18 protein-coding genes are annotated in these 21,089 nt (G+C 62.7%); 6 read left to right on the top strand and 12 right to left on the bottom strand.

The window, feature by feature from the left end:
* The first annotated feature begins 42 nt into the window (after positions 1–42).
* Positions 43–969 (top strand): LysR substrate-binding domain-containing protein, encoded by a 927-nt coding sequence (locus tag ISG32_RS08205; RefSeq protein WP_194770535.1) that lies wholly within the window; start codon positions 43–45, stop codon positions 967–969.
* 1 nt (position 970) lies between these two features.
* Here the strand turns inward: ISG32_RS08205 and ISG32_RS08200 are convergent, their stop codons facing one another.
* From ISG32_RS08200 to ISG32_RS08185, 4 genes are all read right to left on the bottom strand, one after another.
* Positions 971–2,218 (bottom strand): tetratricopeptide repeat protein, encoded by a 1,248-nt coding sequence (locus ISG32_RS08200; RefSeq protein ID WP_194770534.1) that lies wholly within the window; start codon positions 2,216–2,218, stop codon positions 971–973.
* A 91-nt stretch (positions 2,219–2,309) separates the two neighbouring features.
* Complete coding sequence (locus tag ISG32_RS08195) at positions 2,310–3,953, bottom strand: DUF4384 domain-containing protein (protein WP_228529682.1); 1,644 nt, start codon at positions 3,951–3,953, stop codon at positions 2,310–2,312.
* 290 nt (positions 3,954–4,243) lie between these two features.
* The gene (locus ISG32_RS08190) at positions 4,244–4,678 is read right to left on the bottom strand and encodes a hypothetical protein (RefSeq protein ID WP_194770532.1); all 435 of its coding nucleotides are present in this window, start codon (positions 4,676–4,678) and stop codon (positions 4,244–4,246) included.
* Between the two features lie 73 nt (positions 4,679–4,751).
* A complete protein-coding gene (locus ISG32_RS08185) occupies positions 4,752–5,324 on the bottom strand; it encodes a hypothetical protein (RefSeq protein ID WP_194770531.1) in 573 nt (190 codons plus the stop codon).
* A gap of 718 nt (positions 5,325–6,042) precedes the next feature.
* On the opposite strand from ISG32_RS08185, the gene ISG32_RS08180 reads away from it, so the two are divergent.
* The gene (locus tag ISG32_RS08180; RefSeq protein ID WP_228529716.1) at positions 6,043–6,771 is read left to right on the top strand and encodes a LuxR C-terminal-related transcriptional regulator; all 729 of its coding nucleotides are present in this window, start codon (positions 6,043–6,045) and stop codon (positions 6,769–6,771) included.
* Positions 6,772–6,838: 67 nt separating this feature from the next.
* Positions 6,839–7,693 (top strand): sensor histidine kinase, encoded by an 855-nt coding sequence (locus tag ISG32_RS08175; protein ID WP_194770529.1) that lies wholly within the window; start codon positions 6,839–6,841, stop codon positions 7,691–7,693.
* A gap of 48 nt (positions 7,694–7,741) precedes the next feature.
* On the opposite strand, the gene ISG32_RS08170 is transcribed toward ISG32_RS08175, so the two are convergent.
* Complete coding sequence (locus ISG32_RS08170; protein WP_228529681.1) at positions 7,742–10,072, bottom strand: AsmA family protein; 2,331 nt, start codon at positions 10,070–10,072, stop codon at positions 7,742–7,744.
* A gap of 503 nt (positions 10,073–10,575) precedes the next feature.
* On the opposite strand from ISG32_RS08170, the gene ISG32_RS08165 reads away from it, so the two are divergent.
* On the top strand, positions 10,576–10,920 hold the full coding sequence (locus tag ISG32_RS08165) for a hypothetical protein (RefSeq protein WP_194770527.1): 345 nt from the start codon (positions 10,576–10,578) through the stop codon (positions 10,918–10,920).
* A 33-nt stretch (positions 10,921–10,953) separates the two neighbouring features.
* On the top strand, positions 10,954–11,883 hold the full coding sequence (locus ISG32_RS08160) for a pseudouridine synthase (RefSeq protein WP_194770526.1): 930 nt from the start codon (positions 10,954–10,956) through the stop codon (positions 11,881–11,883).
* A 94-nt stretch (positions 11,884–11,977) separates the two neighbouring features.
* Here ISG32_RS08160 and ISG32_RS08155 read toward each other — a convergent pair whose 3' ends face one another.
* The 4 genes from ISG32_RS08155 to ISG32_RS08140 all read right to left on the bottom strand — a co-directional run bounded on the left by ISG32_RS08155 (position 11,978) and on the right by ISG32_RS08140 (position 18,145).
* Positions 11,978–16,525 (bottom strand): IPTL-CTERM sorting domain-containing protein, encoded by a 4,548-nt coding sequence (locus ISG32_RS08155; RefSeq protein WP_194770525.1) that lies wholly within the window; start codon positions 16,523–16,525, stop codon positions 11,978–11,980.
* 87 nt (positions 16,526–16,612) lie between these two features.
* Entirely contained in the window at positions 16,613–17,140 is a 528-nt protein-coding gene (locus ISG32_RS08150; RefSeq protein WP_194770524.1) for a phage tail protein, read from the bottom strand.
* A 4-nt stretch (positions 17,141–17,144) separates the two neighbouring features.
* On the bottom strand, positions 17,145–17,639 hold the full coding sequence (locus tag ISG32_RS08145; RefSeq protein ID WP_194770523.1) for a phage tail protein: 495 nt from the start codon (positions 17,637–17,639) through the stop codon (positions 17,145–17,147).
* Complete coding sequence (locus tag ISG32_RS08140) at positions 17,639–18,145, bottom strand: phage tail protein (RefSeq protein ID WP_194770522.1); 507 nt, start codon at positions 18,143–18,145, stop codon at positions 17,639–17,641. The genes ISG32_RS08145 and ISG32_RS08140 overlap by 1 nt, the downstream gene beginning before the upstream one ends.
* Before the next feature lie 142 nt (positions 18,146–18,287).
* Here ISG32_RS08140 and ISG32_RS08135 point away from each other — a divergent pair, with 142 nt between their 5' ends.
* A complete protein-coding gene (locus tag ISG32_RS08135; protein WP_194770521.1) occupies positions 18,288–18,656 on the top strand; it encodes a DUF6916 family protein in 369 nt (122 codons plus the stop codon).
* On the opposite strand, the gene ISG32_RS08130 is transcribed toward ISG32_RS08135, so the two are convergent.
* Genes ISG32_RS08130 through pdxR form a run of 3 tightly spaced genes read right to left on the bottom strand, consistent with a single transcriptional unit; the run spans position 18,643 to position 21,048 of the window.
* A complete protein-coding gene (locus tag ISG32_RS08130) occupies positions 18,643–19,179 on the bottom strand; it encodes a GNAT family N-acetyltransferase (protein WP_194770520.1) in 537 nt (178 codons plus the stop codon). The genes ISG32_RS08135 and ISG32_RS08130 overlap by 14 nt on opposite strands.
* Positions 19,169–19,519 carry a DUF6916 family protein gene (locus tag ISG32_RS08125; RefSeq protein ID WP_194770519.1) on the bottom strand — a complete coding sequence of 117 codons (351 nt, stop codon included), beginning with the start codon at positions 19,517–19,519 and terminating at the stop codon, positions 19,169–19,171. Before ISG32_RS08125 ends, ISG32_RS08130 begins: the two co-directional genes overlap by 11 nt.
* A gap of 35 nt (positions 19,520–19,554) precedes the next feature.
* Complete coding sequence (gene pdxR, locus ISG32_RS08120) at positions 19,555–21,048, bottom strand: MocR-like pyridoxine biosynthesis transcription factor PdxR (RefSeq protein WP_194770518.1); 1,494 nt, start codon at positions 21,046–21,048, stop codon at positions 19,555–19,557.
* Positions 21,049–21,089: the final 41 nt, after the last annotated feature.

Genomic DNA, 21,089 nt, shown 5'->3' with positions numbered 1-21,089 from the left:
ATGCACGCCGGTGCGATGCGCTGGCGCTCCTACAATCCGTCCATGTCGAAAAAGCTGCCTCCGCTCAATCCGCTCAAGGTTTTTGATGCCGTCGTGCGCACCCAGAACCTGACCAAGGCCGCGCAGGAACTGCACATCAGCCAGTCTGCCGTGAGCAAGCAGCTCAACGTGCTGCAGACCTATCTCGGCATCGAGCTGTTCCGCCGCGAGCGCCACGGCATCAGCCTCACGCAGGCGGGCGTGCTCTACGGCGAAGAGATTGCACCGGCCTTCGAGGCCATTTCCAAGGCCACCTCGAGCATCATGCGCAGCGGCTCGGACAACACGCTGCGCATCCAGACCTACACCACCTTCGCCGCCAAGTGGCTGATTCCGCGCCTGTCGGACTTTCATGCGCGCTACAAGGACATCTCGGTCGTCATCACCAACTCCGTGAAGCCGGTGGACTTTGATCGCGACAACGTCGATCTCGCCATCCAGATGGGCAACGGTGCCTGGCAGGGGCAGGATGCGGATTTTCTGTTCGAAGACATCATCGAGCCGGTCTGCAGCCCCGAGTTCTTCAGGAAGCACGCGCCCGACGCGGCCTATCCACGCGCGCTGCTGCGCACCTGCCTGCTGGTGTCGCACTACCGACAGGACGACTGGCCGACATGGACGCGCCTGTGCCGCTACGACGAAGACATCGCCAGCACCGAACGCATGCGCTTCAGCACCTCGGTGCTCACCTGGCAGGCCGCCGTCGAGGGCCTTGGAATCGCCGTGGGCCAGACGTCACTGCTCGCGGATGATCTGAAGGCGCAGCGCCTGGTGCGCCCGTTCAACCTGCCGGTGCGCACCGGCGCGTCGTACTACCTCGTGCGCCCGCAGCTGCAGCGGCACGCACGCAAGGTGATGCTGTTTCGGGACTGGATCAAGGAGCAGACAGCGGGGCTTGGCGAGGCGGGCAAGCAGCCGTCGCCGCGATAGCTCACCGCTGCCCCAGACTTCTGTCCTTCCTCCATTCCTGCGGAATGAATTCATACAGCGGTGTCTGATCGCGCACGAAGAGCAGGGGGGTGGGCGGTGTGGAGATGCTGAGGATCGCGCCCTCGGCCGTGACGTCCATGCTTGCCAGCTGGCGCATCCATGCGACGTTGACGGAGCCGCCGGGCGCCGGGCGCGAATAGATCAGCTCGAGCATGCGGCGTGAGGGGGGGTGGCCTGCGGCAGCGGCGAGTTGGTAGAGGCGGATGGCCTCCGCGTAGTTCGAGGGCACGCCTTCACCGCGATGGTAGCGGCGGGCCTCGGTGTACCAGCCTTCGGCGCGGTCACTCGCGGATTTTCCTGGTGCGGTCTTCTGGTTTTGTTCGATGCGCACGTTCAGCAGCTTGAGGTTGGAGGCGGCGGCTGGCGAGCGTTTGGCAGCGCTGGTGAACTGCGGCAGGGCGAGATCGTAGCGCGATGCGGTGACGTTTATCAGGCCGAGTTCATTGAGCGCCGAAGCGTTGCCCGCCTGAGCGGCCTGCTGCAGCAGCTGCATGCGCTGTATGTCGGGATTGGTGTGCGTGGACTGGGTCGCGCTGGTGCCTTGGACGGGCGCGACGCGTTCCTGAATTTTCCAGTCGAGGAACAGCGCGAGGCCGGGGTTGGCGTTCTTGAGCGGCGGGAGATAGTTGCGAGCGGTACGGGGGGAGGGCGGCCCGACGCAGCCGTCGATCTCGCACCATGCGAGCCCGGCGTTGCCCATGGGTTCGTTCAGGGTGCGCGCGCGCTCGAACCATTTTTGCGCGGTGGCGCGATCGACCGGCGCGTGTTCGCCATGCAGGTAGAGCAGGCCGAGAAGCCACGAGGTGCGTGCTGCCAGCCGGTCCGCGGCACTGCCACGCTTGGCGCTGACCATCGCCGTCGCTTCGAGCTTGCGGATGCGCTCGGCATCGGTGTCGTTCTCATCGGGCTCCATGAGCTTTGGAGCCGACGCGCCCGGTTGGCCCGATGGCTTGATGGGCGGTGGCGCCACCGATGTGCCGGCCGGCTGGATGGAAGAGGGCGATGCGACGCCAGCGGGCTGCACCGGGGCGTGCTGGGCCGACGATGTGTTGGGTGGCTGGATCTGCGCGCCGGGAATGGCGCGCACGACGGCCTGAGTGTCGGGAGCGGTGACGAGCAGTGCGAGCATTGAAATGCAAAGCGCAATGCAGCCTCGACGCACGCCTGTGGCGACGGAATCCTTGCGCATCGTGCTCCTCCTGGGGTGGCTCTACATGTCTTTTGCTCGGGCGGCCCGTCTTCAGGCCGCCCGGTTGTCCTTGCCCTGCCTGCCGCAACCTTCAGGCGTTCGGTGCGGGCCTGTTCGCTGTGGGTTGCTGCTGCACCGGCTGTGCCCGCTTGGGGATCACGCGCCACTGCACCTCGGCCTTGGAGAAGGGCTCCTCACCCAGAGCATGGCGGAAGGCCTTTTCCACGTCTTCGATGGAGCGGTAGCCGGGAACATTGACCACGCCGGCGCCCTGCAGCGGAGCGGGCAGCCTGTCCATCACGTCCTCTGCCGTGGCGAGGCAGGCGAGGCGTTCCGTTCCGGGCTGGCTCGCGTCCATGATGAACGCGGGGTTGGGCACCAGCCAGTCGGGCAGACGCAGCACCGCATTGGCGGACACCAGCGAGCTCGGGTTCACGTTGTTGGGCGTGAGGCGCATGACGTTGCCGACCGCGTCGTTGAAGTAGCAATAGACATGCGATGCGCGTGACACGGTGGCGGCGGCGAAGACCTGCTCGCCCACCTCGAAGGTCGGCTTGTCGCCGGGGCCGATCGGGTTCTTGATCTGCAGGTCGATGACGCGATCGATCGGGGCCGATGCCGTCAGCTGGATTTCCTTGGCATTCTTGACCGGCAGATAGCCCGCATAGGCCTTGCCCTCCTGAGCGCCGCCACTGGGGCCGGATGGCGTCCAGCCAATCTGACGGAGGTGGCCGGAGTTGTCGAGCGTGACGAAGCGGTTCAGTGCCCGCTCGTAGGTGCTGAAGTCCATGGTGCCGTTGGGCACGAGGCCGTTGTCGGACTGAAAGCGCGCGAGCGCATCACGCAGATCGCGGGAGTCCCTGTCGAGCACTTCGGTGCCCGGCGGCAGATAGCCCTGCGCGACGAGCGAGCTCTGGATCAGCTTGGCCTGTGCGACGCCACCGCTGTCCATGTACCAGTCGCGCATCTGGCGCTGGAAGTCGGGATGCGTCTGATCGAGGGTCAGGCATTGCCAGTAGGGCACGCGCGACCATTTGCCGATCAGCTCGATGGTGGCCAGATCGACGAGCGTGCGCAGCGCGCCGCCCGAGCCGATGGCGTAGTCACGGCCTACGTTGAAGGTCACGCCGTAGGTGCCGATGCGGCCCGCGAGATCAAGGCCCTGACCGCCGCCGCCGATCACCACTTCGTTGGCCGAATCGAGGCCCGGAATCAGCGTGCGGGTACGGAAGTCGCCGATGTGCATCTCCAGCCCCATCACGGTGGCCGTGGCGCTCTTGCTGACGCCCATGTCGATGCGCGGTCCCGAGAATCCCGCGTCGTTGCGGTTGCTGATGACGGCCTGGTCCACAAAGGTGATGCCACCCGACATGTAGAGCGCGGGGCGCTGCAGCTGGATCTGGTTGTTGTTGAGCAGAATGGTGGTGAGGTTCTGCACCGTGTCCTGCTGGACGATGTTGACCTCGTAGTCCACGTAGCGGAAGGCATTGGAGCGGCGCGACATCTGCGACAGCGCCGTGATGATCATCTCCTTGGTGCCTGCGGGCACCTTGGAGGAGTAGTCGATGAAGTTCTTGCTGGTGATGAGCGTGGTGGGGAGCTGCGCGGCGCGCAACATCTCGTCCATGCACATCAGCGAGTCGGAAAAGCTGGATATCGAACGGATCGGGCGCACCGTCGGGCGATCGGCCGTGTAGGCGAATTCGTGGTACGCCGCGTCCTTGCGTGGATCCATCGGCGTGGTGCAGGCACTGAGAAGGAATACGCTTGCTGCACATCCCAGCCAGAACGAAAGCCGCGATGCGCGGCGTACTGGAGATGTCTCTTGTGAGATGGATGAACCAGCAGTCATGGCATGCCTCCCTTTTTTATGCAGCGCCGAGAGTGTGTCGTTTGGGGGCGAAACGGAAGCCGATGTTTCTTCAAAATCAAAGCGAGGCTTTGCGACTGCTTCCACTGCCGCGAAATCACGAGATGTCGCGCCAGCCCTCCATTTGTCGCAAAGTCCTCTTGTAGCGTGCTTTCTCAGAAGCACACGTTGACCAGATCGCCGCGCAGCACGACGACTTGATCTCCGCTCGCTCCGAGCTGCCCTTTCGCGGCTGCGCCGGCGGGCGTCGTGCCCTGCACGTTGCTGCCCACGGACTGCGAGCAGGTCACCTTGGCGCCCTGCGTCTTGACCGTCTGCACCACGTCCTTTTCGGTGTAGATGCCGGTGGTGTCGGCCGAGAATGCCTTGGCCGTGTAGCGCGACAGCTTGGCCTGTTGCCAGGCGGGGATGCCGTTGGTGTAATTGATCTGACCGCTGGTCTTGGTCTGGTTCAGGGGCAGCATCTGCACCTTCACCTCTTTAGTCAGAACAATGGGGTCCTCACCCGGAGCCTGTGCCAGAGCGCAGATGGGCGCACTCAGGCAGACGGCGGTAGCCATCAGCACATAACCGCTGAAGCGGTGGTTCATGATGCGGCCTCCTTACGAGTTGGGGAAAAGCGAAGTGACATCGGGTCGCCAAAACCCGATGTCACACATACCATCAGTGGCAGCGGCCACCTGGGCAAGGATCGTCCGCGCAAGCGTCGTTGGACGAAATGTTCTGCACTGCAGTGGACAACGAACCCTTGGCCAGGTTGATGGCGGCCGACTTGCCCATCAGGCTGGTGTACTGGTTCGAAGTGCCGCCGAGCGCAACAGTCACTCGTCCGTAGTTCGAGGAAATGTTCTGGGTTGCACGTGCGCCATTGCCGTCAGCCATGTTGCTGATGTTGGCGCCGTCAGCCAGAACGTCCTGATTGGAGGTGCCCAGAATCTCCACCTTGCCATTGTTGGTTGCCAGGTTCTGGCGCGCAACGGAGTAGTCACCCTTGGCTTCGTTCTTGACATGGGAATCCGTCAGATCGGATGTCTGATTGGATGTGCCCTTGATGGTCACTTCCGCCGCATTGGACGACACATTCTGCAGCGCCTTGTTGTTGGCACCCGATGTGTTCTTGATGGTGGTGTCCGATGTGAACGTCGACTGGTTGCTGGTACCGTTGATGGTGATGGGACCAGCTGCGAAGGCGGTGCTTGCGATGGCGGTCAGTGCGAAAAATGCGATAGCTTTCATGACTGTCTCTCCTATAACGTGTCGTGAAAACCGCGTATCCAGTTTCAAATGTGTTGACCGGATACTGCGGCGGACTGGACAAAGCAGTTGTTCTTCCCTCGTGCATTTGTCTGGTTTCAGTGTCCGATTCGCGATGCCGGAGCGAAATCACCAGAAATGGGTAGCCCGATTTGTTCTGACCATCAACCGGACAGGAGGATATTTACACCTGCCTTACAGCGAGCGAGCCTGTTGGGAAGGGTGTGAGTGCCCTCGAAAAAATGGTGAGTGACGATGTGTAAACACTGCAATCTCATGAAAGATTGCGCAGAAATTCCGTTTGGAATGTATCCAGCACTAGGAAAGTGATTCAGGAAATTTGAATTTTTGAAGATCTCATTAGTGAAATGTCAAAAACTGAGTCTTTTAGTTACCCGAGTTGAATAATTTCAAGCTATCTCGGTGAGGGATTCCCTCGATTGATCACCATTTTTGGGTAGTTTATTTTTGTAACTTAATTATTCAAATATTAATTTCTGCGCTGCAACTGGAAAATTGTTTGCATTTCATTTAACGTGACGACCATCGGATAGCTAATCTTGTGGTGTTTGTTTTTATAAATAGTAAATTTCTGGCGCAAGAGAACAGCTACGGATTGTGTGCTGGCGGGAAGGAGGGAAAGATGTCTTATCTTGGAAGCTTTGGGAATGCAGAAGAGGCGCGTGTGCCGCCCCGTGTCATGCCGAATCAGGGCCTTGCTCGGAATGGTTCGATGATCTGGCCGAATTTTCTCGTCGGTCAGGACGACAAGCCGGTTCGCGTCATCCTCATTGACGACGACGAACACATGCAACGCGTGGTGGCGCAGGAACTCATGGTCGACCCGCGCACCTTGCTGGTCGGCATGGCTTCCAGCGTCAAGGAAGGGCGCAGGCTCATCAAGCAGCACGAGTTCGACGTGATGCTGGTGGACGTGAACCTCAACGATGGGCTGGGGTTCTCGCTGATCGAGCTGATGAAGTTCCAGCGACCCTCGGCCGAAGCCATCATGTTCTCGATCATGGAGAGCGATGAACAGGTGCTGCGCGCGTTCGAGGTGGGTGCGACCGGTTATCTGGTCAAGCATTCATGGTTCGGCAACTATCCGCAGGCGGTGCTGCAGGTGGCCAACGGCGGTGCCTACATCACGCCGCATCTGGCGCGTCGGCTGATCCAGAAGTTCGATGCCCGCAACAACCCGTCGCCCCGTGCGGCGGCGAGCTGCTCCAGCGAGTCGGAGCTGCTGTCGGAGCGCGAGAAGGAAGTGCTGCGCAACGTGGCCAATGGCTATACCAGCGCAGAAATCGCGACGCGTCTCGAGATCAGCATGTTGACCGTGAATTCGCACATCAAGAACATCTACCGCAAGCTGCGCGTGCGAACGCGCGCCCAGGCGGTGCAGTTCGCGGCTTTGCGCAAATTGTTCTGAGCCTCAGCAAGTCTCCCGCGCAGCTCGCGCCGCGTGGGATGCCTGCGAGGTCTGGACGGAGCAGCCCATGTTGCACATCAGTCATCTGGCCATACTTGCCGCCACCGTTCTGGCGTGGGGGATCCAGTTCGTGCTGGCCGTGGTCGGACTGTCCCGGCATTTCGAGCACTACTTCGATTGGCCGTGGATTCTGAGAGCCGCGCTCGCCATGGATCTGCTGGTCGGCATCGCTCTGGGGGTGCTGATCGTGCGGGCGCTCTACTGGCATCCGCGCAGCAGGGCGCAGGTGGTGGCCGCCGTGCGCAAGGAGCGCCAGCGCATCGCGCGCGAGCTGCATGATCAAGTGGGCTCGCAGCTGGTCAACGCGATGATGCTGTTCGAGTCACCCGACAAGAAATCCGACCCCGTGATGCAGACGCTCGAGCAATGCATGCTCGATCTGCGCCTGCTTGTCGACGTGATGAGCGACGGCAAGGGCAACCTAGCCGAAAAGCTGGGAACGCTGCGCCACCGGGTGCAGCCGGTGCTTGAAAAGCGAGGCATCACGCTGACGTGGGCCATCGAATCCGAACCCACCGAGCTGCTGCCGCGCGGTTCGCGCGCGAGGGAGCTGTGTCGACTGGTGCAGGAGGCCGTGAGCAACGAGCTGCAGCATTCCAAGGCCTCGCATCTGATCATCGAGTTGTGTCCCCATTCGGCCGGCGGTCAGAGAGAGTGGATATTGCGCGTGATGGACAACGGCGTGGGCATGCAGCGCACGGCGCGCATCGGCTATGTCGGGCGTGGGCTTGCCCACATGAAGCGCCGCGCCCTGCGCGCGGGGGGCATGCTGGAGATTCGCTCCGATGACGAGGTCGGGACCGAGATCGTCGTGATCGTCACCGCGAGAGAGCAGGGAAAAACCAGTCGCATGCCGCTTTGACGGCGACGCTCCGCGATCTTTGCGATCTGCTCGGTTTGCGTGATGCGGCTATTGTTTCGGTGGTGTCCTGTCGACCGGGGCCAGCAGCGTTTTGCAGTCGGCGTCGTCCTGCGCTCCCGGCACGGTCACGGGCACGAGCGCGAGCGCCGCAGGTGCGGCGACGATGGCGGCCACGGCCACACCGGCGCGCAGCAGCAGCGGGCCGCTTTCCACGCCGACCTGGGGATCCGCAAACGTGCCGCGCACATACAGCGGCGTGCGCAGCGAGAAGAACTTCCATTTCAGCGATTCGGGCTTGATGCTCAGGTCCAGCTTTTCATCCTGCAGATTGACGGTGCCAGTCGCCTCGACGATGGCCTCGTCCGTGCTGAGCTTGGCATTGCGCGCGGTGGCGAGTCCGTCGCGCACCGCGAAGTCGGCGACGGCGCAGCGCAGTGGAACTTCCTTCTTTTCGCCGAACAGCTTGTTGACGATCACGCTGCCAAGGTTGAGCGCGGCCAGATCGAGCAACTCCTTGCTGAAGGTGCCGTCGCGAATGAAGAGCTTGGCCTCGCCCGTGCCGTGGCCCAGCATCGCCGCCACCGAGTCGCCACGGGTGGCCAAGGTGAAACCACCATCAAGGCGACCGAAGCTCTTCTTCATCAGATCGACCTTGGGGAACATCGAGCCGAGCTGCAGGCCGTTCGCGTCGCCGTGCAGCCGGACCTTGAGCGGCTTCTCGCGGCTGTCGAGCGTGAGTTCGGCGTTGATCTGTCCACGCGCCACGCCGAAGCGCAGCGGCGAGAGCGTGAGCTGCGCGTCCTGCAGCACCGCGCGCGTGCTCAGATTCTCGATCGGCAGGCTGTCGGGGCGGATGATCTTTTCGCCGGTGAACGCGATGTCCATGTCCATCGCATTCCACCGGCCGGTGTCGAATGGCGTGTCGGGCAGCACGTGTCCCTTCTTGCCGAGAGCCGTCTCCTGCCTGGGCGAGTTGCCGATCAGCGGACCGAGATCGACGAGGCGCAGTTTCTTCGACAGCATGCGCCCCTCGAGGCGCGGACGTGGCTGGGCAGAGGTGTAGGTCAGGCTGCCGTGGAGGTCGCTGGAACCGACGACGCCATCGAAGTCGCGATACTCCCAGACGGCCTTGCCCGGCGCGAGATCGCCCAGCAGGCGACCCTTGGTCTTGAAGGCCGGTGTGCTGGGCAGCACCACGCCCGTGAGGTCGTACAGATCCGCCATGCTGGCGCCGTTCAGCGCGAACTGCAGATCCAGCCCGGCCAGCTCGCGCGGGTTGGCGAGCACGCCTTCGGCCTCGGCACGCAGCGAGCCTGCGCGCAGCTTCGCGTGGATGGGGTAGTCGAGCGTCGCCTTGCGCAGCGAAAGTATCGGGCCGGCCAGCGCCTCGCCTTCCACGCGCGCCTTGCCGTAGCGGCCGAACAGCGTCATGTGCACTCCGTAGGGCGATGCCGTGCCGTCCTCGCCCGTGTCTCCATCGCCGGCCCGATCGTCGTTGGCCTCGTCCGGGTCCAGCGTGTCGATGCGCGCCCGCACCGCAATGTCCCTCACGCCATCCGCATAGCCCAGCCACCCGTCCCGCACGATGAGCTGCCCGAGGCTCAGAGCCCACGGCGCACCGGTTGCGCTCGTGCGCGCGGTGAAGGTCCAGTTGTTGGCTCCCTGTCTGCTGCGGGCGAGGGCGATGTCGGGTGCCGTCAGCACGACGGTGTCGAGGGCGATCGTGCGGCTGAGCAGCGGCAGCAGGCGCAGCGTGGCGGTGGCGCGGGCAATCGTTCCCATGGTCTCGGCGCTGCGCGGCGGAGCCTCTACGTTGCTCTTCTCGCGATCTTGCCGGAACAGGCGTCTGGCATCGGCGGCTTCGGCTTCGGCCTCAGCCTCTTTGCTGGGGGATGCATCGGCACTTTCCTCGATGGACTGCGCGCGAGCGGGCGCTTGCGGTGCTGTCTTGAGCGGCAGCTTCACCCCCCCGTCCTTGAGCTGCGATCGCGCGGGCAGGGCGGGGATGTCCTTGTCTCCCTTGGCGGGCTCTTCCGCCACGGCGAAATCGCCGGGATTGCCCAGATGTATGTTCTGCGCCTGCACCGTCACGCCCGGAACCCAGCGCTTCCATCCCTGCTCGAGTGGCTGCGGCCAATGCCAGTCGGCCGAGAGATCGCCGTCGATCCGGAAGTCACGCCCCGTCGTGTCGCTGACCTTTTGCGCGATCCAGGGACGCGCGCTGTTCCAGTCCCAATGCGTGATGGCCACCATCGCCGCGATCAGCAGAATGAAGAACGCCGCCACACAGCCCAGCAGCCAGCGCAAGGCGCTCCAACCGCGCTGCACATTCAAGACGTGCCGCGTGCGTTGGGCTTGCTGCTGGTGGTCGAATGGCAAGTGCTGCTCCTTCATGGCTTGATTGTTCGGATGTCACAAGTCGGCGCGAGTCGATGCGGTCTTCTCGGGCGCTCTCAAGCCACTCGCCCATCCTGCAAGTGTGTCTGGGCATCTGGTGGCCTAGTGTCACAACGCGTTGACGGTAGTAGGCGTCTGCTGTTCAAGCGAGCCGCTGTGCCGATGCTATGCGGGCCGCGAACAAGTTTCTGCGAATGCGTAACCGTGCCGTCCCTTGCTGCGGGTCGTCCAATCTTGCCAAGAACTGGCGACTTGCTTGACTTGTCTCGCTTGGCGCTTCGGTGAAAAGAGCGTGGCCTCACTGTTGGATTCGGCACCAACAGCACAAAGATTTCAGCTTGAAAGCGATTTTTACGTAACTGTGACAGGTTTGTTTGATTAATAATGTCTATTAATCTTCGATAATGGTAGCGATCATGATTCCTCTCACTAGCGAAAAGGTGCAAGGCGTCCTGGACGACGCCACATATACCGCGACCCTCTGCATGGCTCGTGATGGAAAGCACTTTTTCTTCAGTGCGATCTCCGTGGATGGCAGTCCGGTCGATGCGCCCAACAAGCGCTGGAGCAGTCGCCGCGCGGCTTTGCACGCCCTGGCGGACATCGCGGCAGCCAACCGCAGACCCGATGGCGCAGCACCGGCATCGCCGTTTCTTGGCCTGACGGGCGACCTTCAGTTTCTCGCGGACGACTTGCTGATTGCGGACACCGAGCCGGTGTCGGCGGGCACCGAGCCCGAGCTGCATCCGGAGCCTGAGATCGAGCCTCAGGACCTTCCCATTCCCGCAGTCAAGAGCCGGGCGAGACGAAAGCAGCCGCCAGCCAACTGAAATGTGCTTGGAGCGGGCCTACAATCGCCGCCCATGCACAATTCCCACGATCCGCGCGTGCTGCCCATGCGCGATGGAATCAATCCGAGCTGCGTGGTGCTGCCCTCCGTGGGTGAGGGCAACCTGATCGATTTCTTCGCCGCGCGCCTGCCTGCTGTTTCGCGCGAGGACTGGATCAGGCGCATGCGGCTGGGTGAGGTGGTCGACGAACTCGGCCAGCCCGCGACGCCGGAGCGCGCCTTCGTTCCCGGCCTTCGCTTCTATTACTACCGCGAACTGGAGCATGAGGCGGAGATCCCGTTCGCGTCTCCAATCCTTTTTCAGGATGAGCATCTGCTTGTCGCCGACAAGCCGCACTTTCTGCCCGTCGTGCCGACCGGGCGCTTTTTGCAGCACACGCTGCTCGTGCGGCTCAAGCGCGAGACCGGCCTGCGCGAACTCTCGCCCGTGCACCGCATCGACCGCGACACGGCAGGGCTTGTGCTGTTTTCCGTGCAGCGCGAAACACGCGGCGCCTATCAGGCCCTGTTTCGCGACCGCAGCGTGAAGAAGGCCTATGAAGCCGTGGCGCGCCATCGCCCCGAGCTCGCCTTTCCGCGTGAGCACACGAGCCGCATGCAGGAATGCCCCGAGCAGTTCTTTCGCATGCAGGAAGTGGAGGGTGAGCCCAACAGCCACACGCAGATGGAGATCATCGAGCAGCAAGGCGACTTTGCGCGCTACCTGCTCCAACCCGTGACCGGCAAGCGCCACCAACTGCGCGTGCACATGGCGGCGCTTGGGCTGCCGTTGATGGGTGATGGCTTCTATCCCGTGGTCAACGACCCGGAAGAGGGCGACTGGTCCAACCCGCTGCAACTGCTCGCGAAGCGGTTGGAGTTTGTGGACCCCGTGACCGGGGCTGTGCGGCGGTTTGAGAGCCAGCGCCGGTTGCGGGCGCTGGAAGAGTTCAACAACGCCTAGAGCGTGTTTGCGATCTCAGCCCGAGGCCGCGCCTGCAGGACCGTGCGGAGATCGATCGTCAACATGCGCTTGGGCTGGCGGGCCTGCGTCGGCTTCAGCACCGGCGCGCCACGCCGCCCTTTGCGGCGTGCAGGCCGAATGCAAGCATCAACAGCGACAGCAGCGCGAGCGCCATCTCGCCGAGCGTGGGCACGGGCGTGGCATCGCCGGTCACGGGCGGAGCGGTGGCATTGATCGCCACGCCGCCCGGATCGGTGATGGACGAGTTGGCCACCAGATCGCTGTCGCCCTTGCCGCCATCGGTGACCGAGAAGGTCACGGTGTTGCCGGAGATCGTCACGCCGGGCAGCTGATACCAGTGGTCCGTCGTGTTGTCGCTGGTCTTGCCGTACTTCCAGTATTGCGCGCCAGCCGGGAAGCTCATCGGGTAGGTGAACTTGACGGTTGCCGCCGTGCCCTTGGGACCGTTGATCGCCGTGAAGCCGAACAGGCCTGCGGGGAAGGTCAGGTTGGATGGCGGGGCGGGGTTGGTGGGGGCAAAGAATCCCGTCACCTCCCAGCCCGGCACATTGCCTTGCGGACCAAAGGTCCAGCCGTCGCCCGAGATCTCGGCGGTGGCCGTGCCTTGCGACAGCGTACCGGTCACCGTGTTGGATGTGCCCGCAGGCAGGTTGACCGTCACACTCGCGTCCTTGTCCGCCGCCGCGTAGTTCGCGTCGCCAGGCTGGCTGGCGGTGACGGTGCAGGTGCCTGCGGTGTAGATCTTGAGCGTCGAGCCTTCGACCTCGCACACGCGGGTGGTCTTGGAGGCGAATGTGTTCACGGTCAGACCCGTGGCATCCGTCGTCGCGCTGAGCGCCACATCTGCGGCGCGGAGCACCAGCGGGCCTGCGGGGAGGCTGAAGGTGATGGTCTGCGAGGCCTTGCCGACGCTGATGATGGCGTCGCTCGTGGTGGTGGCCGCGTCGTAGCCGCTGGAGGCGGCACGCGTGGCCTTCACCCGGCACTCACCTATGGCATTGCCGGTGACGATGCCGGTTTGGGTGTCGAGCGAGCAGTACTGCTGACCTGCCGTCAGGGCATAGGCGAACTGGCCGGTTCCGTTGCCGCCGCTGGCGGTCAGCGTGACCGATCCATGCAGTGCGATGTTGGCCGTCGCGGGCGTCAATACCAGCGCGGCCTGAGCCACGTTGGCGACGGGAACCGTGACGGGCGACGATGGCAGATCAGCGTAGTTGGTACCGCCCGCCATCGTGGCCTGCACGACGCAGTCGGTGCCAGGAGTGACGGCAGTCAGAGTGTTTCCGGACAGCGTGCAGGTGGTGGGCGCCCCCGAGATCTGCGTGAATTGGATCGAACCACCGGAGTTGCCGCCGCTTGCGGACAACGTCGCTGAATCGCCAGGTTTCAGGCTTGCCGGGTTTGCTGTCAGCACCAAGGGCGTAGTCTGCGTCGCTTGGGACACCGTCACCGTGATCGGGCCGCCGCTGGCTGCTGCGTAGTTGTCGTCGGCGGCCTGCGTTGCCGTCACCACGCAGTTGCCAACGCCTGACGTCGACAGCACGGTGCCTTGAACCGAACAGGGGCCGCTGGTCACTTCGTACGAGATGCTTCCTGTACTGGATGTCGGTGTCACGCTGAGTTGCGATGTCTGACCAAAGGCGATGGTTGCGGGTGTGGCTTGCACGGCAAGCGTTCCAACGCTTCCCTTGGTGACGGTGATGACGGTGGATGCGGTGGCGGGGAAGTAGTTGTCATCTCCGGCTTCTGCCGCTTCGATCGTGCAGGCTCCGGTGGTGAGCGCTTTTACTTGCGCAGTCCCGCTCATCACGCAGACTGTGCTGGAAGACGTGCCTACCGCAGCGGTTTCGTCTCCGCCGGACAGCGCGCCCGCGAAGCTCAAGGACGAGAGTTCACCGACCGAAATGCTTGCGGGGACGGCTGTGACGGCAAATGAGGGTTGTGGTGCCTTTGTCGTCGTCAGTTCGACCGTCCAGGAAGCAGGGTTGTAGTTGGCGTTGCCCGGGTTGGTCGCGATGACTTTGCAAGAGCCCTGGGCCTTGAGAGCGGTGACCTGATCGCCGGATACGGAGCAATATGTCTGCGCGCTCGTGTCGGTCGGATCGAGCTTGTATGCCACGGATACGCCCGATACGCCACCTGTGGCTGTCAGCGTGACGCTGGTCTGGTAGGGCACGGACGCGTTGCTGGTGGATGCCGTGAAGCCGGTCTGATCCGCCTTCAGATTGGTCAGCGAGAAGTTGGCCGTGGCGACACCGCTTGTGGCCTTCACGATATAGGCACCGGCATAGCCATTGGCCCGCACGCCGGTGAGCGTGGCATAGCCGTCCACATCTGCGGTCACTTCGCGGGTACCGGGCATGTTGCTGGAGGGAGCGTTCGTGACGTTGGGTGCCTCAAATTTCACGATCACTCGGGGAACGGGCTGCCCCAGCGAGTCCTTGACCAGCATCTTCAGATCCGCATAGTCCTGAAGAATGACGGCGCTCTGCGTTCCGCCGTTGTCCTGAATGTCGAATGAGACAGGCGGACCATACGAATCGATCTGCCTGAGTTCTCCTCGCTGCACGCTGCCCGAGGAAGTGCTCGACGCGCCGCCCGCGTACAGCACGGGGCGGCCGTAAGGGCGAGCGGTGGCGTTGAAGTCCACCGCCTCGGCAGCCAATGCGTTGAAGCTGTCGGTGCCGGGTGCGCCGATCAGGCCCCAGAAGTCGGGGTCGTTGGATGTCGCGACAAAGCGTGCGAGGAATCCGTCCTGCCCTCCCAGCGACGCGGTGGAGAGGCCACCGGGGTTGCTCGCTCCCGTCAGATTTGTCAGCGCACCGGTCGAATTGCCGATCACGTAGTAGCCATCGCCCACGGCTGCGACTGCGGTGGCGCTGTCGTATCCGCTGCCGCCCAGATACCGTGCGGACTGCACGGAAGTGCCTCCAGCGGCAAGGCGCACCGCAAAGCCGTCCATGCTGCCTGCCAGCGTATTGCTGGCGACTGCGTTGACGGGAAAATCAACTGCGCTGGTCTCTCCGACCACCAGCACGCTGCCATCCGCAAGAAGTCGGGCGCCGAATGCACGGTCGCTGGTCACTTTGGCGGCATCGTACGAGCCGGTGAGGAGCGTGAAATATTCGTAGGCATTACCCGTCGGGTTGACGCGCGCGACAAATCCGTCGGCCACGTCTCCGTTGGGGTCGTTATCCGTGGGGCGGGCGTTGGGGACATTGTTCAGCCCGGGCACACCCGTGGGCATGCCAGCCGATGTGGAGTTGGTCTCTCCAGCCACGATGACGGCGTTGGTTCCTGGATCCACCGAAATCGCGTGACCGATGTTGACGGAGCCATCACCATTCAACGCACGGAAGTACTCAAACGCCTGACCATTTGCCGCCACGCGGGCAACGAAAGCGTTCTTACCTTCGCTGCTCCATTGCGTAGTGGAGGAGCCCAGTGTGTTCGGGGTGCAGACGCCAGCGGCGCAGGTCGGAGTCGTGTAGCCGGTAATGTAGAGGCGGCCTGCGGAGTCGGTCGCCACGGCATTCACTTGATCGTCACCTGCGCCACCGAACAGGCTGGACCAGATGACGGTGTCACCTGCAGGGTTGATCTTTGCGAAGAAGGCGTCCTTGTCATTCTGCGACTTGCTGCCGCGCAGATTGGCATCGGTACGTGTGCCAATCGTCGGGAAATCGGTGGATTCCGTTGTGCCGCCGATGTAAACATTGCCTTGCGGGTCCAGGGCGAGACTGCGGCAGCTGTCGTTGCCATTGCCGCCAAGCGTGAATGAACTGCTTGCACCGTCGCTGAATCTGGCGACGAACGCTTTCTGAACCCTGTTGACCTGCGTCGTGCCACACGTCCAGGTTACCTTGTTGGTGGCGTCACGCGCCACGGCGTTGACGGAATCGTTCGAGTTGCCCCCCACCAGACCGGCTGGTGCGGCCCATGCGGGGTCGATCACCAGCGGCAGGGCCACGTCATGCGCGCCCAGTTCAAATGTCACGCGCCATGTGCTGGCGTCGAGCCGTTGCAGCACATATTTGGCGGGCACCTTGATCCGCTTGTCGCCGCTGGTTTGCCAAGCGATGGGAGCGCCGTCTCGCAGGACCGTGCCGTTGACGTTCCACTCCAGCGCACCGTCGTCCTTCACGCGTGCCGACTGGGCGCCCGCGATGCGCAACGCCACCTGCTTGGCGTCGACGCCGGAGGCCAGCTCAAACTGATACTTCAATCCGCTGTCCGTGCCTTTGAAAACCGCATCCACACCTGCCCAGACATTGCGGTAAACCAGTTCGGAGTAGCTCGCTCGGTTCCGCACCCATGTGCCTTCCGGGCCCACAAAGGAGCTGAACGTCGATCGGCTGACCTTCTGGCCCAACGGTGCGCTTGTCACGCCGCCGTCAAACGCATAGCTCAGTCCCGCATGCACGCCAATGCTCTTGAGCTTGCCAGCCTGATTCGCCGCCGCCTGTTCGATGCGTACGCCGCTCGCGTCGAAGCGAATGCTGCCTCCCATGGCGTTGACCACATAGAGCGGCTCAGCCTGAGACAGCGAAAGGTCGATGAAGCGACCGCTGCGCTCGGCAAGGTCACGCTGAACCAGTGGTTCGGTTTGCGCGTGGGCCATTGACGCGCTCATGAGCATTGCAGCGGCAAGTAGGGGTTTGAGCATGGCGCGTCGAAGGATTGGGGTACTGAGGGAGAAGGATCGGAATCAAGAGCGTGCAGGGAAGACACCCTGCATCGCGATGCAGAAATACGTCGTGAGATAGGGCGGCAGATTGTTGTGCGGCTGATATCCGCCAGCGGTGGCGAGTTGCTTCGGCGACATCGAGGTCAGGCTGTTTGAGGGAAACGTCGCATAGGCACGCGTCGGGGCAGTGCCCAGTGCCGATGAGTTGGATGCCGCCGTCATTGCCGCATCACCGGCAAGACCTGTCTGGATGACGTGGGAGTGACTCGGAATTTCGGATTCCAGCAGCGTGACCGAGTCGGAGCCCCCCATTTCTCCCAGATCATGAGGTGACAACCCGGGCCCCTGACCGGGATGCATGGGCATTCTCCCCTGCATGTTGGGCAGCGCGAAGTTGGACTGTCCATTGCCGCCGTACGTGGTTCCCAGCAGCGAAAACAATGCGGTGTTCTGCGAGATCGGCAGCAACTGACCATCGCACCAGGCCCAGCCTCTGGGTGCAAAGTTGAATGGAAAAATGCGGATTTCCGCTACAAAGGGATCGGCCATGATCTCAACTCGATGAGGGAAAGATGCCTTGCAGGGCGATGGTGAAATTCAGCGTCAGGAAGGGCGGTCTGTTCTCGTGTGCCTGAGATCCCCCCACCTTCGTGACGCTGTCGGGCGTCAGGCTGGTGTCTGGGCCTGGCGCATAGTGCCCAAAGGCCGCAGCAGGGATGTTGCCGCTGCCGCTGCTGCGATTGCCCGGCGCCTCGGAGGCGTTTACCAGATGGGTGTGGGTTGGTATTTCATTGATGTTGAGCGTGTGCGCTTCTTCGCCACCGCGCGCCCCGAGCTCATACCCGCTGCCGACATGCATCGGCATGCGGCCCCTGAAGTCCGGCAAGGCAAAAGTAGTTTGCCCATTTCCACCAAAGGTAGTCCCCAGCAGCGAGAAGAGTGCCTGGTTCTGATTGATCGGCAGAAACTGTCCGTTGCACTGTGCCCAGCCTTTGGGGGCGAAGACAAAGGACAGGATGCGGATTTCTGAGAGGAAGGGTTCTGCCATCAGGTTTGACTCGGAAAAATGCCGAACAGCGAGATGATGAAATTCACGCAGAGATACGGCGGGAAGTTGTCGTGCGGCTGCGAGCCTCCCACGGGCATGACCGTGCTCTGATTCAAGCTGCCTTGAGGCGATTGCGTATTGGCAAATACTTTGTGATCGCGATGGCCTGCGAAAAAACCATCCTTGGGCGACGCTTGAGAGCCTGTTCCGGAGCTGGCCAGCAGTGCGTGGGAATGGGAGGGGATCTGGTTGACGGTGAGCGTCACAGTTTCCGCGCCACCGGTTTGGGCCAATAGGTAGTTGTCGCCCTGATGAAGGGGGATGCGTCCGCGCATATCTGGCAGCGCAAACGTCGACTCACCGTCGCCACCGTAGGTAGTACCGATCAAATTGAACAGCGGCTCGTATTCGGAGATCGGCAACAATTGCCCCGCACAGAAATTCCAGCCCACAGGTGCGAAATTGCCCGCGAACATCCGGATCTCACCAATATAGGGCTGAGCCATAGCGAAGGAACGACGCTGCTGGCGTCACAATTGTTTTAAGTCTTGTAAATTTTAGTTGATTACTGGCAAAATGTTTAAAGTTTTGTAGTAAATGACTATGATTAATTTCAATCGCAGACGCATTTTGAAGGTGGCTGGGTCCATGCCTGCAACCGCAGCGTTGTCGGGGGGCATGTGGAGTGCGGCGGCAGCCCATGCCAACCAGTCCTTGGGCGGGGAATCACTGACGCGTCAGACGTTTCTGCCGCTTCTGAATCAGTCATTCATGCTTTCAAACGATGGTGATTCCGGTGCAGTGCAGAGGACCGTCCGACTGACGTCGGTGGAAGACCTGCCGCATTGCATTGACCGGGAAAAATCGTTTCGTGTGGTGTTTGAAGTGCAGGGGGCGGATGGTGCGCAACAGGCGCTGTGGCAGGTTACTCATCCACGACTGGGTCAGCACGCCATCTTCATGAGCCCGAACGACCCGCAAGGTCGCGAGATCGAAGCGATCTTCAATCGGGGGTGAAGCGGTTCTGTGCGGTGCTGGTGGGTTGCGGCTCGCGGAACATCTTCAGGTACGCGCCCTGAAGCTCGTGTTCCACGAAGCCAAAGCGCTCGTAGAGGCGCCTGGCGGGATTCTCCGGCTCCACGAAGAGACGCATTCGGCGAGCGCTGTCATCGGCGATCTGCGTCAGCCATTGCATGAGAGCCGTGCCATGTCCTTGGGCGCGCAACTCTTGCAGCAGTGAAATCTCCATGAGAGCCATCAGTTCAGGCGCATCGCTCAGATAAAGGCGCCCGATCGAGCGACTGTGCAACTCAATCACGAAATAGCGCGCATGGGGATAGTGGGCCCGGTAGTGGCGGTCCTGCAGGGCAAACTGCGAATCACAAAAGGCGTCTTTCTCCCATTGCGTCCAGGCGGTCTGTGCAAGCTCGGGGGCGCGCACGCCTCGGTAGACTTCGCGAAGGAACGGATAGTCGTCCTGCACTGCATCACGAAGCGTCAGCTCACCGACCTGCACGGTGGCGGGAAACTCAGCCCGCATGGCTCACGCAGGCCTCGTACTCGACGCCTTCGGCATTGCGTGCAATGGGCGTGATGAAGACCGCAAAATCACCCAGTTCGGCATGCCGCATCCGATAGGTCTGCTGCGGCAGCTGCGGTGACGCGGGACCTTGAAAGTACAGGCTCAATTGTTGGAACTGCTCAAGCGAGGGGCGCTCTTTGACTGCCCGCAGCAGCAATGGGGCGACATGTGAATGACCCTGTGCGTCACCGTAAAAGCATTGCATTGACTGGCCCTGCAACTGATTTGCGATGTCGTGCGTAAGAGACCTTGCCCAGACGGCATCGTCAAGCAAATGGGTATCGGCGGCGTCGGTCATTCTGGTTTCTGGCGGGGTTGAAAACTCGGTCGATCTTAATGCGATATCTGCGCCTTCACCAGTTGCGCGAGGCGTTTTACCAGCGTGGGAATTCTGGCCTCCGACGTATTCCCATACCCCAGCACCAGCCCATTGTCTTCCTCCTCCGGTTGGAGCGCAAAGCGCGACAGCGGCGTGGGGGCCATGTCGTAGGCGCGGGCGGCTTCGGCGATTTGCGTGTCGTTGAAATGGGCTGGCAGCCGCAAGGTCAGATGCATGCCGCTGTCCCCTCCCGAGACGCTGTGCGGCAGCTTCGCGAAATGGGTGGCGATGGCCTCGCGCAGCAGTTGCTGTCTGCTGCGATACAGGCGCCGCATGCGGCCGAGGTGGCGGCTGAAGTGGCCGCTGATGATGAATTCGGCGAGAGCCAGTTGCTCGAAGCGGTGGCCGCCGCGCAGGGTCTCGCGCAGCAGCACGTCGGCGCGGGCGAGCAGGTTTTCGGGCAATACAAGAAAGCCCGAGCGCAGGGCGGGGAACAGGGTCTTGCTGAAGGTGCCTGCGTAGAGCACGGGCGCCTGGGGCACGAGGCCCTGCATGGCGGCGATGGGCTCGCCTGCGTGGCGGAATTCGCTGTCGTAGTCGTCCTCGATGATCCATGCACCGTGCTGTTCGGCCTTGGCGATGAGGTCCAGGCGGCGCGTGGCGCTGAGCACCGATCCGAGCGGATATTGGTGCGACGGCGTGGTGTAGATGAGGCGCGGGGGATGGGTCTTCCAGGCGCGGTCGGTGGCGTGGATGCCGTCGTGGTCCACGCGCACGGGATGCACGCGCAGGTCGCCGCAGGCCATGGCGGTCTGCGCGCCTCGGTAGCCGGGCTCTTCCACCCAGGCGGTGTCGCCGGGGTTGGTGACAAGCCGCACGCACAGCGCGAGGGCCTCCTGCGCGCCTTCGGTGATGACGACCTGCTGCGCCGAGCAGCGCACGCCGCGCGCGACGGCGAGGTGGTGCGCGATGGCGGTGCGCAGCGCCATCTCGCCCAAGGGGTCTCCGTAGCCAAGCGCGGAGACGCCGGCCTGCTGGATGGCCTTGTCCATGCAGCGTTTCCAGACGGCGAGCGGAAAGCGCGAGAGCGCGGGCACGCCGGGCCGGAACGCCAGAGATTCGGCGCTGGCGAAGCCGTTGTCGCGCACGTGGGTGCTGCGTTCGGCGATGGTGGGGAGCGGTTGCTTCTTGGCGCGCGAGGGGGTGTGATTTGCCGATGTGGGCGCGAGCGTGGCGACCGTGGTGCCCTGGCGGCTGAGCTGTATGAAGCCTTCGGCACCGAGCAGTTCATACGCCGCCGTGGCGCTGTTGCGCGAAACGCCCATCGCGAGCGCGAACGCGCGCGTGCCGGGCAGGCGGGTACCCGAGGGCAGGCGGCCGTTCAGAATGGCGCTGCGGATGTTGTGCTGCAACTGGCGCTGCAGCGACTCCGCACCGGGATGCCGCGCGAGCGGTGATTCTGTGAGCAGGGCGATCAGCGGGTCGGCCAGTAGTTCATCCGGTGGCATGGATCTCAAACGATGAAAATGGAAAATCGAAAAGGGCGCTC

The sequence above is a fragment of the Diaphorobacter caeni genome (assembly GCF_015354245.1).
Lineage (GTDB): Bacteria > Pseudomonadota > Gammaproteobacteria > Burkholderiales > Burkholderiaceae_C > Diaphorobacter_A > Diaphorobacter_A caeni.
This window is presented reverse-complemented; position numbering and strand designations above follow the sequence as displayed.